Below are 17776 nucleotides of genomic sequence, written 5' to 3'. Positions count from 1 at the left end.
TTGTCACCGATGGAGTCGAATTGCAGGAAAATGCGCCTTTGTCGCGGCATCCACCGATTCACATGAAGACTGCTTCCCTCATTTTTCTGGCTGGTTCATTGTTGGCCCTCGCCCTGCCGGCGTCGGCCCAGGAGCGCGTGTGGCGCTGCGGCAATGAATACACCAACAACTCGACCATTGCGCAGCAAAAAGGCTGCAAGGTCATGGAAGGCGGCAACGTCACCGTCGTGCAGGGCTCCGGCATGCCGGCCCCGGCCGCCAGGTCGTCGAGCGGCGGCGGTGGCTCGTCTGCCGCGCGTGCGCCGGCCGGCAGTCCGCGTGTGGAAGGCGTCGACCAGCGCGCCCGCGACGGCGAGGCCCGTTCGGTGCTCGAAGCCGAGCTCAAGAAGGCCGAAGCTCGCCAGGCCGAGCTTCAAAAGGAATACAACAACGGCGAGCCCGAGAAGCAGGGCAGCGAAGGCCGCAACTACCAGAAGTACCTCGACCGGGTGGCTGAAATGAAGGCCGAACTCGCGCGCAACGAGAGCGACATTGCAGGCATTCGCCGCGAACTCGGCCGCCTGCCGGCCAAGCAGCAGTAAGCATCAGGACATTCAATGGCATTTGGGAAGAAGGCGGCCGGCGCCAATCCGCGCTTTCAGTCCTTCGACCTGCTGTCCACGCTCATTGCAGTGGTCAGCACCAACGGTTCGGTGCTGTTTGCCAACGCGGCCCTGGAAGACGCGCTGGGCACTTCGCGCCGCACGCTCGAAGGCTCTCAGTTCGGGGCCTGCTTTCATGAGCCGCACGTGCTGCGCACCGCCATCGACGGCGCTCGCAGCAACGACTTTGCCACCCTGCGCTACGAAGCCTTCCTGCGCCGCGTCAATCATGAATTGATGCCGGTGCAGGTCACGCTGGCGCAGGGCGACAAGTCGGGCGAGCTCATCATCGAGATGTCGCCGCTGGAGCAGCAGGTGCGGCAGGACCGCGAAGAGCGCTTGCTCGACCAGGCGCAGGCCAACAAGGAACTCATCCGCAATCTCGCGCATGAAATCAAGAACCCGCTGGGCGGCATTCGCGGCGCGGCGCAGTTGCTGCAGATGGAAGTCGAGTCGCGCGACCTCATCGAGTACACGCAAGTCATCATCCATGAAGCCGACCGGCTGCAAACGCTGGTCGACCGCCTGCTGGCCCCGCACCGTCGCCCGCACGTGGTGGGCGACGTCAATATCCACGAGGTGTGCGAGCGCGTGCGCTCGGTCATTCTTGCGGAGTTTCCGCGCGACCTGCACATCGAGCGCGACTTCGACGTCTCGATTCCGGAGTTTCGCGGCGACCGCGAACAACTCATCCAGGCCACGCTCAACATCGTGCACAACGCGGCGCAGGCCCTTGCCGAGCGCCGTGCGGCCGGCGACGCGCAGATCACTTTCAAGACGCGCATCGCCCGCCAGGTCATATTCAACAAGCAGTGGTATCGATTGGCACTGGAATTGCATGTCATCGACAACGGACCGGGTGTGCCGGACACGATCAAGGACCGCATCTTCTATCCGCTCGTATCGGGAAGAGAAGGCGGGACAGGGCTTGGATTGACGCTCGCACAAACTTTTGTGCAACAGCATCACGGCGTGATCGAGTGCGACAGTGTCCCGGGCCGAACCGATTTCAAGATACTGATTCCGCTGCCCTAGCAGCCACGGCAACAAGGAGATGCATGAAGCCGATCTGGATAGTTGATGACGACCAATCGATCCGCTTCGTGCTGGAGAAGGCCTTGTTGCGCGAAGACCTGCCCACGCGCAGCTTCACCAACACGCGCGAGGTGCTGGCCGCCCTCGAACTTGCCGCCGACGACGAACAGCAGGGCCCCCAGGTCCTGGTGAGCGACATCCGCATGCCCGGCGGCTCCGGGCTCGACCTGCTCGACAAGATCAAGGCCAAGCACCCCGGCCTGCCCGTCATCATCATGACGGCGTTCTCCGACCTGGACAGCGCCGTTTCGGCCTTCCAGGGCGGCGCCTTCGAATACCTGCCCAAGCCGTTCGACCTGCCGCGCGCTGTCGAGCTCATTCGCCGTGCCGTCGACGAAAGCCAGCGCGAGGAAGTGGCCGAAGAACGCATGGTGGCCGCGCCCGAAATGCTGGGCCAGGCGCCCGCCATGCAGGACGTGTTCCGCGCCATCGGCCGCCTTTCGCAGAGCAACGTCACGGTGCTCATCACCGGCGAATCGGGTTCGGGCAAGGAACTGGTCGCGCGTGCGCTGCACAAGCATTCGCCGCGCGCCAACGGCCCCTTCGTGGCCATCAACACCGCAGCCATTCCCAAGGACCTGCTCGAGAGCGAACTCTTCGGCCACGAGCGCGGCGCTTTCACCGGCGCGCAAACCATGCGCCGCGGCCGCTTCGAACAGGCCGAAGGCGGCACGCTCTTTCTCGACGAAATCGGCGACATGCCGTTCGACCTGCAGACGCGCCTCTTGCGCGTGCTGAGCGACGGACACTTCTATCGCGTGGGCGGCCACAACTCGGTCAAGGCCAACGTGCGCGTGATCGCGGCCACCCACCAGGACCTGGAGCAGCGCGTCAAGCTAGGGGGCTTCCGCGAAGACCTGTTCCACCGCCTCAACGTGATTCGCCTGCGCCTGCCCGCGCTGCGCGAGCGCGGCGAAGACGTGCCCGCACTCACGCGGCACTTCCTGCAGGTGAGTGCGCGCCAGCTCGGCGTCGAGCCCAAGCGCATCTCCGACGCCGCATTGGCCAAGCTCGCCGCCTTCAGCTTCCCGGGCAACGTACGCCAGCTCGAGAACATCTGCCACTGGCTCACCGTGATGGCGCCGGCCCAGCTCATCGAAGCCAAGGACCTGCCGCCCGAAGTCATGGCCGCTGGAACCGGCGCGGAAGCGCATGCGCACGCCGGTGAAGCTGCCGTTGCTGCAACCCAGACCGCCGTGCAGCCCGCACCGCTGCTGTCACCCAGCCCCGAGCGCGAATTCGCTACGCCAAGCGCCGCGCCCGAAGCCGCTGAAGGCCTGGTGGGCGCCAGCAGCTGGGAGAGCGGCCTCGAGGTCGAGGCACAGGCGCTGCTGGCCGCCGGCCGCACCGATGTCTGGGATGTACTGTCGCGCCGCTTCGAATCGCGGCTCATCCTCACCGCGCTGGCCAACACCCGCGGCCGCCGCATCGAAGCCGCTCAGAAACTGGGCATCGGCCGCAACACCATCACCCGGAAAATCCAGGAACTGGGCATCGAGTAGCTCGGCCCTGCCGGGCCTTGGCTAGCGGCTTCGTTGGCCAAGCGTCAACGAGTCGAGCTGGAAGTTTTCACTCTTGTCCCAGAGCCAGGTGTCCACATAGGTGTGGCCGCCCAGGCGCCCGGGGCTCGGCAGGGGTGATGCCGCCTTGATCAGAGCCGCGATCTTGCCCGGCACTTCGGGGGCATGGCTCGGCACGCGGCTGAACGTCACGTTCGTGACGTTGCCATTGGCATCGAGCTCCGTCTCGACCACCACCACCGCATACACCAGCGGCGGAATCTTTCCCTTGTAGATGCGCTGCGCGTAGGTCTTGTAGATCTGCCGCGCGCCGGTCTTGCGGTAGGCCCGCACGGCCGGCGTTTGCGCCGTGATCAGGCGCACGGTCGGCACGTCGGTCTTTGCGCCTGCCACTTCATCGGGCGCGGAGGTGGCGGACTTGTCATCGCCGGTTTTGTCCGCCGGCTTCAAGGCCGAGCAGGCGACAAGTGCCAGTGCGGCTGCAACGGTTGCCAGAGTGCGAAGAGTCATTTTCATCAGGTACCTTGGTCGAGATCGAGCACCACCGGTGCATGGTCGCTTGGCTTTTCCCACTTGCGCGGCACGCGGTCGATGATGCAACCCTTAACGCGCGGCACCAGCGGTTCGCTCACAAGAATGTGGTCGATGCGCAGCCCGCGGTTCTTCTGATAGCCGAGCATCCGGTAGTCCCACCACGAATAACTCTTCTCGGGTTGCTCGAAGAGGCGGAAGCTGTCCACCAGCCCAAGCTGCAGCAGCGCCTTGAACTGCTCGCGCTCCTCCGTCGTGTGATGAATCGTTTCCGCCAGCCCCACCGGGTCGTAGCTGTCCCGGTCTTCGGGTGTGATGTTGAAGTCGCCCAGCAGAACCAGGTTCGGATGCGTCGCCATTTCGGCCCGCAGCCATTCGCGCAGGGCGCGCAGCCAGCCCATCTTGTATTCGAACTTGTCGGTGCCCGGCGCCTGGCCGTTGACGAAGTAGCCGTTCACCACGCGCAGCGGGCCGGCCGCCGTGTCGATGGTGGCGGCGATCACCCGCGACTGGTCGTCGGTAAAGCCGCCGATGTTCTTTGCCACGTCCCGCATCGGCGCCAGGCTCAGGATGGCCACGCCGTTATAGGTTTTCTGGCCAAACACCGCGCATTCGTAACCGGCCGACTTGAGCACCTCGAGAGGGAACTTGTCGTCGCTCATCTTGAGCTCCTGCAGGCACAGCACGTCGACGGGGTTGGCAATCAGCCAGTCGAGCACATGCTGCAGGCGGGCGGTGAGGGAGTTGACGTTCCAGGTGGCTATTTTCATCAAACGCTACGTTGTTGATTCGGAGGGCAGCCTTGCGGCATGGCGTGGGTTTGCATTTTTACCCGACTGCACACCCTGCTTGGGGTCGCTGCGCCGTCGGCAGCGGGCTTGGCGCCGGGTGGGGCGAACTTTACCCCCGATATTTTGCGGATGGCCCGGCCCCAGCGCAGTGGGGATGGCCCGCAGACCGGCATGCATCGTCGAGGTGCATCTCGCGTTGCCCGGGTTGTCTGACAACAGTTGCGAATCCGCACATCTATGTGCCGAGATTGCGGAAAAGTTCTCAAAACTGACCGGTATTGGCCTTGTTACAGTTGTTAAGATTTAGCCATGCTTTCATTTTCTATTAACACCATTTTGGTGCAAGCAACAATTCGGACGACCGTGGTCGCGCGGTAACTCTGTATCTGCCGGCGAAAAGACTCGCCTGCAATCTCATTGAATATAAAAATCGCAAGCTGGTGGGGCAGCGGCGTTGGATGATTGCGCCTGAAAATATTTAATTCCAACAACGAATTGGATTGGAAAAAGTGGCGCAGATTGGATCGACCTGGGTCGGAGACAAATAAAGCGGAAGGTTTATTGAGTTTTGGAGGGCGCTGGCTAAAGCGGTTGCACGTCGGTGCAGTTGCTTGTTATCGCGGCCTGATCGGGGAAGAGCTTTTTTTGTCGAGCTGAACGACTCTTGTCCAACGTGGAGGTTGGACACGCGGGAGTTCCGCTCAGGTTCGGGGGGAATCATGGATCTGTTGATGTCGGATGTGCGGCTTTTCGTGAAGGCTGTGGAGGTAGGAGGGCTGACCCAGGCGGCCGACGCGCTGAGCGTGCCCAAGGCGTCTGCGTCCCGGCAGCTCAAGCGGCTGGAGGCCTTGGTCGGCCATACGCTGCTGCACCGGGGAGCGGGCCACTTCGGCCTGACGGGGGAGGGGCGAGAGTTCTTTTCCACGGCCAAGGAGGTTCTGGAGGCGGTCGACCAGGCCCTGTCGCAGCTCTCCAACACCAATGAAGCCCTCACGGGCCAACTGCGGATCTCGGTTCCCGGATATGTCGGCCGCGAGTTGCTCTCGGCCCATCTGTCGGGCTTCATGGCTGCGCACCCGCAGCTAAAGCTCACCGTCGACGTAGGCTCCGACCGGGTGGACCTGTTCCGCGAAGACACCGACGTGGTCATCCGGGTGGGGCTTGAAGGCTGCGAAGACCTCGTGGCAAGGCGCATCAAGAAGCAGCCCCTTGTGCTGTGCGCCACACCTTCATACCTCGAGCGTCATCCGCAGATCCAGACGGTCGACGACCTTGCGGGGCACTACTTTTTGACCAGCGGCCCGGAGCGGCACGCCATGGAAATGGTCATTCCGGGCGTCGATCGGGAGTACATCGTCAGGGCCGCGGGCGTGTTTCGCGCCAACGATCCGGAGTTGCTGCTGAGGCTTGCCTGCTCGGCCGGCGGCATCGCGCTGGTTCCGCTGCTCTGTGCCAAGTCGGCAATCCAGGGCGGCTCCCTGGTAACGGTGCTGCCGTCCTTCGAATTGACGCCGGAAGAGTTGAATCTGATGTATTTGCCCGCGCGGCGCAATACCCGAAAGATCAGAACCTTCGTCGATTTCATCTTCAAGGCTCTAGAGCAAGCCTGATTCGGCTTTTTTGCCACAGCTAAAGCCCTTCGCGGGCTTTGGCGGCTTTTTCACGTCCCTTCTTTTTGCGGCGCCTTCAGCCGGATTTATGCACGTCGATTGCAGGGATGGACTTGCGCGTTCCAAAGTCCTTCCACGTGGTCGTCGGAAAAATCACAGGCGAGTTGTCGAAAGTGGAACTGCCGATCTCATATTTGACATCCGGATTTGGCATTCGCCGCAGGCAAAATACTTGTTGGTTACAAGTGCAAGCAGGAGTATTTATTTTCAATAATTAATTTCTAAAAAATGATTGCCGGTATGAATCAATTTATTAGAAGTATTTCTGCCTAATTCTTGTCCTCGCCGGCAATTGCTGTCGGCCTGCCGTGTGTTCGTTGAACTGGAGCAACCATGCTTATACAAAAACTGACTCAAACTCTTCTGCGCAAGGCTGCCAGGCTGCCCGCGCTGGCTGCAACCTTCGGCGCAGGCATGCTCGCCGTGGCCACTCTGGCGGCGCCAGCTTCTGCGCAGCCTGCCGCTGCCCGGTCGGCCCCCGCTGCCGACAAGACCGTCTCCGTTGCCTTGACGCAGTTCAAGGTGGTGAAGGGCGCCGACGGCAAGGAGCAACTGCTGGACGCTTCTTCGGTCAAGCCCGGCGACGTTCTCGAATACCGCGCGACCTACACCAACAACACCGGCAAGACGGTGTCCGGCCTGGTTGCCGATCTGCCCATTCCTGAGGGGCTCGAGTACCTGCCGCGCAGCGCCAAGCCGGGCGCCGCACTGGTCAAGGCAGCCACCAAGGACGGCGTCTACGCCGCCGAGCCGCTGGTGCGCAAGGCCGCAAACAACAAGACCGAGCCCGTGCCCTACAGCGACTACCGCGCCCTGCGCTGGACGCTCGGCCAGTTGCCCGCCGGAGGCGAAGCCGCCGTAACCGCGCGCGCCAAGGTCGAAGTGGTGGTTCCGCCCGAGCCCAAGACCTCCGCCCTCGCTCCGCAGGCGCCACCCGTTGCCGTGCAGTCCGCTGCGGGCGCGGCCTCGCGCTGACCGGTCGGCGGTGGTTTGCCTCCTGGCTTTTCGTTTTTCTGTTTCCTTGATCCCTTTGCTATTGCGCGCAACCCGGCCGCTGTCTTCCGTTCGCGGAATGCCTGAGCCGGGTTTTTTTTGTTCCTTTTTTGACAACCGAGGAGAAACCACGTGAGTCCCACCTTGCCAACCCGGCGCATCGGCTTCAGGCCGAGAGCCACATGGGCTGGTGCCGCAGTTTTGTCGCTGGGCTTCCTGTTTGGAAGCTCGAGCGCACTTGCAGCGCCGCCGCCCGCCAACACCGTCATCGGTAACCAGGCTTCGGCCACCTATTCGGATTCGTCCGGCACCACGCAATTGGCCACCTCCAACCTGGTGCAAACCACGGTGCAGCAGGTCGGCTCGTTCACGCTGGACACGTTCAACCAGGTCACGACCACGATCGTCAACACCAAGCTCGGCGCCGCAGGCTCGGTGGTGTACGCACCGCACATCTTGACCAACACCGGCAACGGCTCGGACACCTTCACCATCACGGTGGATGCCGACAACGATGCCTTCTCGAAGGTCGAGGTCTATCCCGACGCCAATGGCGACGGCATGCCCGACAGCACCACGCCGCTGTGTACCGCAGCGCCCGCCGCAGTCTGCAGCGTGCCCGCGCAGACCGTGCCCGGCAACAACGGCACGTTCCAGTTCGTCGTGGCCTACACGATCCCCGGCACGGCCACCACGCCGACCACGCCGTTCGACACCGCCACCATCACGGCCACTCCGGGCACGCCGGCGCTGTACACGGCGCCGAACACCTCGGCAGCGGACAAGGACCAGGTCAACCTGACAACACAGGCCGCCTTCGGTGCCACCAAGTCGATCGGTGTTCCGGCAGTGGCGGCCCCTCCCGGCGCGGCCTGGCCGCTCGCGAGCACCGGCGGTCCGCGCTCGTCGTCGGCTTCGTGCTCGACGACCTGGGGCGCAGGTATCGCTTCCAGCGACAGCTGCAAGTACACGGTCTACACGCTCACCTTCAACAACACCGGCGGAGCGCCCGGCAAGTTCGCGCTGTCGGACACGTTGCCATCGGGCTTCACCTATGTCGCGGGTTCCGCCGTCTGGAGCAGCGCTCCGGGCGTGGCGCTCGGCGACGGTGCCGGTGGCGATCCGGCGGGTATCGATTTCCGGGTGGCTGGCAGCACGCTGAACGCCGTCGTGAACTCGCTCGGCCAGAACGTCACGCAGACGATCAGCTTCGTGGTGCTGGTGAACAACACGGCTGTGGTCGGTACCTCGACCACGACCAACGTGGGCCAGTACAACCCGACGGATTCTCCGACCGCCACCGCAACGGCGATCGGTACGCTGGGTTCGACCACCAACCCGGCGGCCTACACCGTCGTCGCCAGCTACGGCCTCGTCGTGGGTACCAACCCCTCGACGGCGGCAACGGCAGTCGACACGGTGGCTGGCACGCCCAACGGCACGGCGGCCGACACGACCACGCAGCCCTCGGTGGTTGCCGGCGGCAGCGTCAAGTTCCCGCAGACGGTGTTCAACACCGGCAGCGGCGTCGACAGCATCAACCTGAGCATTGCCAACGGTAGCTTCCCGGCCGGCACGACCTTCCTGCTGTTCGCGGCGGACGGCGTGACGCCGCTGCTCGACACCACCGGCGACGGCGTGCCCGACACTGGTCCGATTCCGGTCGGCGGCAGCGCCAACATCGTGGTGCAGGCCAACGTTCCGGCCAGCGCCACGGTGGGCTCGGGTCCGTTCAACGCGGTCCTGACCGGCCGCTCGGCGAACGACCCGACCAAGCTCGACGCCACGCTCGACCAGGTCACCATCGTCGTCGGTTCGCTCGTCGACCTGACCAACAGCGCAGCCGGTACCGGCTCGGGTTCGGTGGCAGGCGGTGACTTGGGCCCAGGCCCCAGCCCACAGCCGACCACGACCAACAGCACGCCTGCGGGCACCGGCACGATCTTCACGCTGTTCGTCAAGAACAACGATGCAGGCGGCCCGGCAACGCAGACCTACACGCTGGCGGCCAGCCAGTCCACCGGCTTCCCGGGCACGCTGCCGGCGGGCTGGACGGTGAAGTTCGTGGCAGCGGGCGGTACCTGTGCCGCAGCGGCCATCACCGACGTGACCGTGGCTCGCGGTGCGCAGCAGCAAGTCGATGCCTGTGTGACGCCTCCCGCGACGCAAACGCCTGTGACGGCCCAGCCGATCTACTTCCGCGTGCAGTCGACCGCAGTGGCATCGACCGGCGTGCTCGTGTCCGACGCCAAGCAGGACGCGGTGACCGTGACCACGGCAGCAACGCTGGGGGCCACGCTCACGCCCAACAACGTCGGCCAGGTCGCTCCGGGCGGCACCGTCGTGTATGCGCACACGCTGACCAACACCGGCAACCAGAGCTGCGGCGCGTACACGCTCACGGCCACCGTGCCAGCCGCCGACGCGGCGCTGGGCTGGACCACCGCGATCTACCTCGACGTCAATGGCGACGGGCAGATCGATGCGCTGGATACGCTGGTGACCGGCCCCATCGCCGGACCGCTGGCTGCGGGCACAACGCAGAAGCTGCTGGTGCGCGTGTTCGCACCGGGCGGCGCCAGCGCCGGTGCAACCGACACGACCACTGTGACGGCCACGTTCACGGACCCGGCGCCGAACTGCGGCACGCCTTCGGCCACCGACATCAGCACCGTGATTACCGGCCAGATCCGCGTCCTCAAGACGCAGGCTGCCGATATCGCCTGCGACGGCACGGCTGACGCCGCCTTCGCTGCAACGCCGCTGTCGCTGAAGCCCGGCCAGTGCATCGTGTACCGGGTCGTTGCGACCAACGAAGGCACTGCGCCGATCACCAACATCGCGATCAACGACGCAGCACCTGCGTTCACGAGCCTGACGGGTGCCACGCAGCCGCCGGCGCTCACGCAGTGCGTCTCGACCGGCGTGACCGGCACCGCGCTGGCCTATGCCCAGACGCCCACTGCGGTGAGCTGCGGCAGCGCGGCCAACACCGTGGCCCCGGGTGGCTCGGCCACGCTGACCTTCGCAGTGCGGATCAACCAGTAATGCGCGATTGAGTCGCCGGCAGGCCTCTCCAGGCCTGCCGGCTTTACGCGAGGCGCCGCCTTCACGGCTGCGCTTCGCCTTTTTCCCCTGCTGCTTTTCGGCGCGTGTGCCCTTGCACGCGCGCATGGCAGCGGCAGAGGAAAAAGACCCAGGTATTCACGGCCCCAGCAGGCGCCGACGGAAGGTAAGCGGAGTGCAATTCTTGTCTGACTCATTGATGGGCTGCCGCTCGCAGCGATGGCGCCAAGCCGGCGCCACGCTCGCGATCGGCCTGGCGCTGTTGCTGGCGCTCCTCCTGACGCTGTTCCTGGCGTCCACCGTGCATGCGGCCCCCGCGCCCGGTGGCAGCGTCATCCGCAACGTGGCCAAGGCCAGCTATGTGCCGGCCGGCTTTGCGCAGACCGAAACCTCCAGCTCCAACAGCGTGGTGGCGAACGTCCTCGCGGTCGAGGCGCTGGTGCTCACGCAGGACCAGGCCGTCAACCGTCCGCCGGCCACCGTGGTCACGCTGAACCACCTGCTCACCAACACCGGCAACGTGCCTTCGAGCTATGCGCTGGGCTTTGCCAACAACGTGGGCGGCTGCGCGGCCGACACGCTCGACCTTTCGACCCTGCGCGTCGTGCGCGACATCAACAACAACGGCGTGGCGGACCCGGGCGATCCGGTGCTGCCGCTCGGCGCACCCGGTACGCTGGCGCTGCGGCCCGGCGAAACGGCCTCGCTGCTCGTGCAGGGCACGGTTCCAGCCACCGGTGCCGGCGTTGCCTGCGCCGCGCTCACGGCGACCACCGCGTTGCAGAACCTGAGCGCCACCAACCGCGACACCGTGACGGTGGGCGACATGGCGGTGATCTCCATCACCAAGAGCGCGAGCTACCCGGGTGTCATCGTGTCGGGGCAGACCCGTATCGACTTTTCGGTCTCGGGCACCAACATCGGCGCGCGCGATGCGCAGCCCGCCAATGTTGCCGCGCCGACAGGCACGCCGGTGCTCGTGAACGGCGCGCCCACCAGCCTGGTGCTGGTGCGCGACCTCATTCCCGTCGGCACGCAGTACATCGCCGGCACGCTGCAGAGCACCGCCGCGGGCGCGGTGCGGCTGTTCCGCATGCCGGGCGATCCGGCCTTCAGCTACCGCACAGCGGACGACGCCGCGGCCGTCGAAGTAGCAATCGGCGTGCCCGCGGCCGTGTCGCGCAACGCCTCCATCGCCATGCAGTTCGCGGTGATTGTGCGCGCGGACCAGACCGGCGATATCCGCAACACCGCGCAGAGCTACTACAACGACGGTACCGCACCGGTGGTGTCGCCATCGAACACCGTGCTCATCACCACCAGCCAGAGCCGCATCGGCGTGGCCAAGACCGCGTCGACGCCGCGCGCCAACCGCGGCGCCGACGGCCTGCTCGACGGAACCGCGACCGTGCGCTTCAGCGTCGACGTGCGCAACTACGGGGCCGTGTGGCTCTACGGCGTGCAGGCGGCCGACCTGCTCGAAGGCAGCGGCGCCAGCCAGTTCGGCAGCTACACCAGCGCGGCCGTGCCCGGCCCCAATCAATACACCGTCGTGCCCGGCTCCATTGCCATTGCGGGCAACCAGGGCAACGGCACGAGCGGCACAGTGGCCGCGGCCAACAACTCGTTCACCGGCACCGCCGCCGCACAGAACCTGCTGGCGCCGGGCGCCGTGCTGCCGGTCGGCGCGCAAGTCACCGTGCAGTTCGACGTTCGCATCAACGTCAACGGCCGCACCGGCATGCTTCTCAACAGTGTGCGAGCGCAGGGTGCGCTCACGCCCGGCGGCGCGCCGGTGGCTTTCGACGATTCGGTCGACGGCACCAGCCCCGACCCGGACGGCGACGGCAACCCGAACAACAACACCGCACCCACGCCGGTGTCACTGCAGCTTCCTTCGCTGTCGCTCACCAAGAGCGCTTCGCTGCCGCGGCGCGTGGCGCAGGGCGTCTACGAAATCGACTACCGGCTGCTCGTCAACAACACCGGTGTCGCCCCCGCACCCCACGTGCGCGTGATCGACAACCTGAACTGCACCTTCGACATGGACAAGCCCGAGGGGCCGGTCGCCTCTTGGGAGCTGGTGGGTGCGCCCAAGGTCCGCAGCGGGCTGCTCAATCCCGCGGGCAGCTTTACCGGCCGCGCAGCCTGCGACCGCGAAGCGCTCGCGAGCGCCGACGCCTTCCGGCTGCCGACCGAGGCGGTGCTCAGCCTCACCGACGGCAGCCGCGGGCTGGAGCCCGGGCAAAGCGAGGAAATCAGCTTCACCGTTCGCCTGACCCAGAAGCCCGGCGCAGGCGACCGCCGCGTGGCCATCGACAACAAGGCCTGGGCGGCGGCGTTCGACCAGAACACCATCAACGTCACGCCCGCGATGCTGGTTGCGGCCACTGCCAACTCGGCGCAGTCGCTGCTGGCCGACCCGGCCGGCACGGTCTACAACGCCGTCACGCGGGCGCCTGTTCCCGGCGCGGTGGTCACGTTCACCCGGCAGTCGTGCAGCAGCGGTTCGGTCACGCCGATGACCGCGGCCGAAATCTACGGCGGCTCGTCGGACACCTACACCTTCAATGCCGACGGCAGCGTCTCGATGACGACCGGCGCGGACGGCAGCTACCAGTTCTACCTGCAGTCGCCGCCGGCCACGGGCCTGTGCACGTACTCGCTGCATGTGGTTCCGCCGGCCGGCAGCGGCTACGTCTATCCGTCGCAGCTGATTCCCGTGACGGCCGGCACCTTCGGCAGTTGCGGTCCGGTGGTGCCCAGCGCGCTGCCGCCCAAGGGCGCGGAGCCGACCACGCACTATTTCTCGGTCACGTCCGGCTTCAACGCTTCGAACGAAGCGTGCGACGTGGTGCACAACCACATCCCGCTCGACCCCGGCAATGTGCTCGGCCTGGTGCTGCGCAAGGAAGGCAGCAAGCGGCAGGTCGAGTTCGGCGACTTTCTGGACTACGCGCTGACGGTGACCAACAAGACGGGTACGCCGGTGACCGGCATCTCGATCAGCGACAGCCTGCCGCCGGGCTTTGCCTACGTGAGCAACAGCGCGCGCCTGAACGGAGCGGCCACCGCCAACCCGGTCGGCGGCGCGGGCCCGAAGCTGGTGTTCAACTACCCGACGCTGACGCTCGGCGTCGATCAGATGGCCATGGTGCGCTACCGCGTGCGCGTTGGCGTGGGCGCACCCACCAACGGAGACGCCATCAACCGCGCGCGTGCCTATTCGGGCCCGATGCAGTCCAACCTCGCGAACTGGACCGTGCGCGTCACGGGCGGTGTGTTTTCGGACGAGGCCTTCATGTTCGGCAAGGTCTACATGGACTGCAAGGCCGATGGCAAGCAAGAGGGCAGCGACGAGATCGGCGTGCCCGGCGTGCGCCTGTTCATGGAAGACGGCACCAACGTCGTCACCGACGTGGAGGGCAAGTGGAGCCTCTACGGACTCAAGCCGCTCACCCATGTGCTGCGCGTGGACCAGACCACGCTGCCGCCCGGCGCCCGGCTTGAAATACTCGACAACCGCAATGCCGGCCGCCCCGAGAGCCGCTTCGTCGACTTGAAGAAGGGCGAGTTCCACAAGGCCAACTTCATCATCGGCAACTGCGACAGCCCGGCAACGCTGGCCGACGTGGTCGCGCGCCGCGCCGCCATCGCCGCCATTCCGGACACCGAGGCCGAAGCCCAGGTACGCATGCGACTGAATCCCGAAGGGCAGATCGTTCCTGTGGGCGACTTGCGCTCGCTGCCCGCCAGCGGCCAGGCGCTCGCGAGCGGCAGCACCGGCTCGACCATGACCACCTCCGCACCGCTGATCATGATGCCCGATGCGCCGGCTAATGCCAGCAGCTTCGTCGGTGCCGCGTCGGGCAGCATGAGCGGCACGCTGGGTACCGCCGCATCGGCCGGATCGGCCTCATCGACGCCCGCCGGCAGCCTGTTCGCAGCGCTCAACGGCCTGCCGACCGCTGCGCAGGGAGCATCGGCCGCGGGCGGTGCGGCAAGCGGTGTCGGCGCGTTCGCGAGCCGGCCGGTCAATACCTCCGCCGCCATGCTGGAGCCGCGCAGCGCACCGCTGCTGCCCGAGGCAGTGCCCAGCCCCATCGAGCTGGAAGTGTTGCTGCCGCAGATCGAAAGCAATGCGCTCGGCTTTCTCGGCCTGAAGGACGGCGACACCGTTGCCGGCCAGTCGATCAACGTGCGCGTCAAGGGCGAGGCCGGCCTGGCGTTGCGCCTCACGGTCAACGGCCAGGCCATCGATGGGCGGCGCGTCGGCAAGAAGACCCAGCTGCCGTCGAAGAGCATCGGCGCCTGGGAATACATCGGTGTGGTGCTGCAGCCCGGAACCAATCGCCTGCAGCTCGACGCAGTGGACGATTTCGGCAACGTGCGCGGCAGCGAGCAGATCGGCATCGTCGCGCCCGACAAGCTGGGCGGCATCCAGGTCGACCTGCCCGAAACCGCTTACGCCGATTTGCGCACGCCGGTGGCCGTGAAGGTTCGGCTGGTCGACGCGGCCGGCGTGCCGGTGACCGCGCGCACCCAGCTCACGCTGGAGGCCGACCGCGGCCGCTGGTTCGACGAAGACCTGAACCCGGCCGAGCCCGGCACCCAAGTGTTCATGGAAGGCGGAGCCGCCGAGTTCCGGCTGCTGCCGCCGGGCGAGGCGGGCGATGCGCGGATTCGCGTGACCGCGGGCAGCTTCGTGAAGGAAGTGCGGCTTGCGCTGCTGCCCGAGATGCGCCCGATGATCGGCGTCGGCATCGTCGAAGGCGTGCTCGACTTCACCAAGCGCGGCAGCGTGCCGCTGGGCGCCATGCCCGCGGGCGCGGCCTTCGAGGCCGAGCTGACGGGGCTGACCGACGAGCGCGAGAACCGTCGCGCGGGGGCCCGCGCCGCCTTCTTCTTCAAGGGCACCGTCAAGGGCGAGTACCTGCTCACCGCCGCCTTCGATTCCGACAAGGCGCGCAAGGACCGCCTGTTCCGCGACATCCGACCCGACGAGTTCTACCCCGTGTACGGCGACTCGTCCGTCAAGGGCTTCGATGCGCAGAGCACGCAGAAGCTGTACGTGCGCATCGACAAGAACCGTTCGTTCCTGCTGTACGGCGATTTCACCACCAGCAGCAGCACCGAGGTGCGCAACCTCAGCCAGAGCAATCGCGCACTCACCGGCCTGAAGCACGTGTATGAGACGGCCAACGTGCGTGCCACCAGCTATGCGTCCCGCACCGCGCAGACGCAGCAAGTGGAGGAGTTTCGCGCCGTCGGCACCTCCGGCCCTTACTACCTGAGCGCGACCGGCGGGGAGTTTGTCGACAACAGCGAGCAGATCGAGGTGGTGGTGCGCGACCGCAACCAGCCCGACATCGTGCTGCAGCGCACGGCGGTCACGCGCTTCGTGGACTACACGGTCGAGCCGCTCACGCGCCGCGTGCTGTTCACGCGTGCCATCGCATCGGTCGACGCCAATCTCAACCCGCAATCGATCCGCGTCACCTACGAGGTCGACAGCGGCGGGCCCAAGTTCACCGTGGCCGGCACCGACGTGCAGGTCAAGGTGGGCGAGCGCCTGCAAGTTGGTGTGGTCGCCAGCACCGACCAGAACCCCGAAAACCACCGCAAGCTGCGCGCGCTCACGGCGGTGGCCCGCCTGGGCGACAACACCACGGCCGCGGCCGAACTGGTGCGCACCGAGTCCGACGAAAAGGGCAAGGGCGAGGGCGGCCGCATCGAAGTGCGCCATCAGGACGAGAAGCTCGCAGTGGTGGCGCTCGCCAGCAAGACCAGCACCGGCTTCGACAACCCGGGCGCGAGTTTCTCGGCGGGCCGCACCGAGATTTCGGGCCGTGCCGAATACAAGATCGACGACAACACCGCGGCACGCGCCGAAGTGCTCTACAGCAAGGACGCACTGCTCGAAGGCGACCGCAAGGGTGCGAGCGCGAGCCTGCGCAAGAAGCTGGACGACAACGTTGTGGCGGAAGTCGGCCTGCGCCACGGCCAGAGCAACAGCGGCCTGGCCTCGGGGTCCGGCTTCGACTACGGCGAGATCTCCACCTACAACGGCAACCTCGGCAGCCGCGTCGGTGCCGGCAACGTCACGGCGCTGGGCGCCGCCGCCACGGCCAACAGCAGCGCCGAAAGCGAGAGCCTCACCACCGTGCGCGCGCGCCTCTCGGCACAGGTGCCGGGTGTGCCGCTGGCCCAGGTGTTCGTGGAGGGCGAGCAGGACCTGAAGGATTCCGACCGCCGCACGCTGGCCATCGGCGGCAACTACGCGATCACCGACAAGACGCGTGCCTATGCGCGCTACGAGCTCATCTCCAGCCTGTATGGCGATGCGCAGCTGGACGCCACGCAGTCCAACAACGTCGGCATCCTCGGCATCGAGAGCAACTACATGGACGGCGGGCGCATCTACAACGAGTACCGGCTCGCCGACAGCGTTGATGGCCGCAGCGCGCAGGCAGCCATGGGCGTGCGCAACACATTCAAGCTCACCGACCGCTTCAGCCTGACCGGCGGCCTGGAGCACACCCGCCAGATGGGCGGCTACACCAACAGTGCCAACAGCGGCACCGGCTACGCGGGCGGGCTGGGCGAATCCACCGCCGTCACGGCCGGCGTCGAATACCTGACGGACAACTACAAGCTCAGCGGCGTCCTCGAAGGCCGCAAGGGCGACGACGCGAACACGCGCCTCTTTAGCGCCGGCTTCGGCTACAAGATCAGCCCCGCATGGAGCCTGCTGGCGCGCAGCGTGGTGAGCGACAGCGAAGGGCAGGGCACGAACGGCGGCAACGAGCGCCACCTGCAGCGACATCAGGTCGGCCTGGCCTACCGCCCGGTGGACAGCGACACCTGGAATGCGCTGATGCGCTACGAGCGCCGCTCGGAACGCATCGTGGGCAACGGCAACGCCGCCGGCGCGCTGACTGGCGGCAGCGCCTTCGGCAGCGGGTTCGGCAACGCCACCCTGCCGGGCAGCACCACTGCGGACATTCTCTCGGCACACCTGAACTACAACCCGGAGCGTGGCAGCGTGCTGAGCGCGCGCTACGCGGGAAAGATTTCGCGCGTCGACGACGGCTTTTTGGCCAGCACCTACTGGGCGCACCTGCTGCACGCGCGCTACACCCGCGACCTCAACAAGGACTGGGACTTCGGCATCCAGGCCGGCCTGCTCTACGGCAAGGGCGGCTCGCTGCAGAAGACCGCGGGCGTGGAGCTCGGCTACCAGATGGCGAAGGACCTGTGGATTTCCGCCGGCTACAACTTCGTCGGCCTGCACGACCGCGACCTGACGGCCAACGAATACACCAGCAAGGGTGCGTACATCCGGCTGCGCTTCAAGTTCGATGAAACGGGGCTCGGCTTTCCGTCGGCCGGTGCCGGTGCCGCTGCTGCGCCTGCACCGGCGCCGGCGCCCGCATCTCCAGAAGAAAAAACCAGTTCAGAAAAATGAA

General features: G+C 66.2%; 9 protein-coding genes. 7 read left to right on the top strand and 2 right to left on the bottom strand.

The window, feature by feature from the left end; translation table 11 throughout:
* Positions 1–62 precede the first annotated feature (62 nt).
* Genes V9L20_RS02695 through ntrC form a run of 3 tightly spaced genes read left to right on the top strand, consistent with a single transcriptional unit; the run spans position 63 to position 3238 of the window.
* Complete coding sequence (locus V9L20_RS02695) at positions 63–581, top strand: hypothetical protein (RefSeq protein ID WP_337295394.1); 519 nt, start codon at positions 63–65, stop codon at positions 579–581.
* A gap of 15 nt (positions 582–596) precedes the next feature.
* The gene (gene glnL / locus V9L20_RS02690; protein ID WP_126747478.1) at positions 597–1676 is read left to right on the top strand and encodes a nitrogen regulation protein NR(II); all 1080 of its coding nucleotides are present in this window, start codon (positions 597–599) and stop codon (positions 1674–1676) included.
* Between the two features lie 23 nt (positions 1677–1699).
* Positions 1700–3238 (top strand): nitrogen regulation protein NR(I), encoded by a 1539-nt coding sequence (ntrC, locus tag V9L20_RS02685; RefSeq protein WP_337295393.1) that lies wholly within the window; start codon positions 1700–1702, stop codon positions 3236–3238.
* Between the two features lie 21 nt (positions 3239–3259).
* Here ntrC and V9L20_RS02680 read toward each other — a convergent pair whose 3' ends face one another.
* Together V9L20_RS02680 and xth are read right to left on the bottom strand one after the other, a co-directional pair.
* Positions 3260–3766, bottom strand: a complete 507-nt coding sequence (locus V9L20_RS02680; RefSeq protein WP_337295392.1) for a hypothetical protein — start codon at positions 3764–3766, stop codon at positions 3260–3262.
* Positions 3767–3771: 5 nt separating this feature from the next.
* Positions 3772–4557: an exodeoxyribonuclease III gene (gene xth, locus V9L20_RS02675; protein WP_337295391.1), complete on the bottom strand. Its 786-nt coding sequence runs from the start codon at positions 4555–4557 to the stop codon at positions 3772–3774.
* Between the two features lie 740 nt (positions 4558–5297).
* Here xth and V9L20_RS02670 point away from each other — a divergent pair.
* The 4 genes from V9L20_RS02670 (at position 5298) to V9L20_RS02655 (ending at position 17775) form a co-directional block, all read left to right on the top strand.
* Positions 5298–6188: a LysR family transcriptional regulator gene (locus V9L20_RS02670; RefSeq protein ID WP_337295390.1), complete on the top strand. Its 891-nt coding sequence runs from the start codon at positions 5298–5300 to the stop codon at positions 6186–6188.
* Between the two features lie 393 nt (positions 6189–6581).
* Complete coding sequence (locus V9L20_RS02665) at positions 6582–7223, top strand: hypothetical protein (protein WP_337295389.1); 642 nt, start codon at positions 6582–6584, stop codon at positions 7221–7223.
* A gap of 150 nt (positions 7224–7373) precedes the next feature.
* Positions 7374–10289 carry a beta strand repeat-containing protein gene (locus V9L20_RS02660; RefSeq protein WP_337295388.1) on the top strand — a complete coding sequence of 972 codons (2916 nt, stop codon included), beginning with the start codon at positions 7374–7376 and terminating at the stop codon, positions 10287–10289.
* Positions 10290–10506: 217 nt separating this feature from the next.
* On the top strand, positions 10507–17775 hold the full coding sequence (locus V9L20_RS02655) for a hypothetical protein (RefSeq protein WP_337295671.1): 7269 nt from the start codon (positions 10507–10509) through the stop codon (positions 17773–17775).
* The last annotated feature ends 1 nt before the right edge of the window (position 17776 follow it).

Source organism: Variovorax sp. CCNWLW225 (assembly GCF_037204045.1).
Classification (GTDB): domain Bacteria; phylum Pseudomonadota; class Gammaproteobacteria; order Burkholderiales; family Burkholderiaceae_C; genus Variovorax.
The sequence above is the reverse complement of the archived record's forward strand: the minus strand, read 5'-3'. Positions and strand labels throughout refer to the sequence as shown.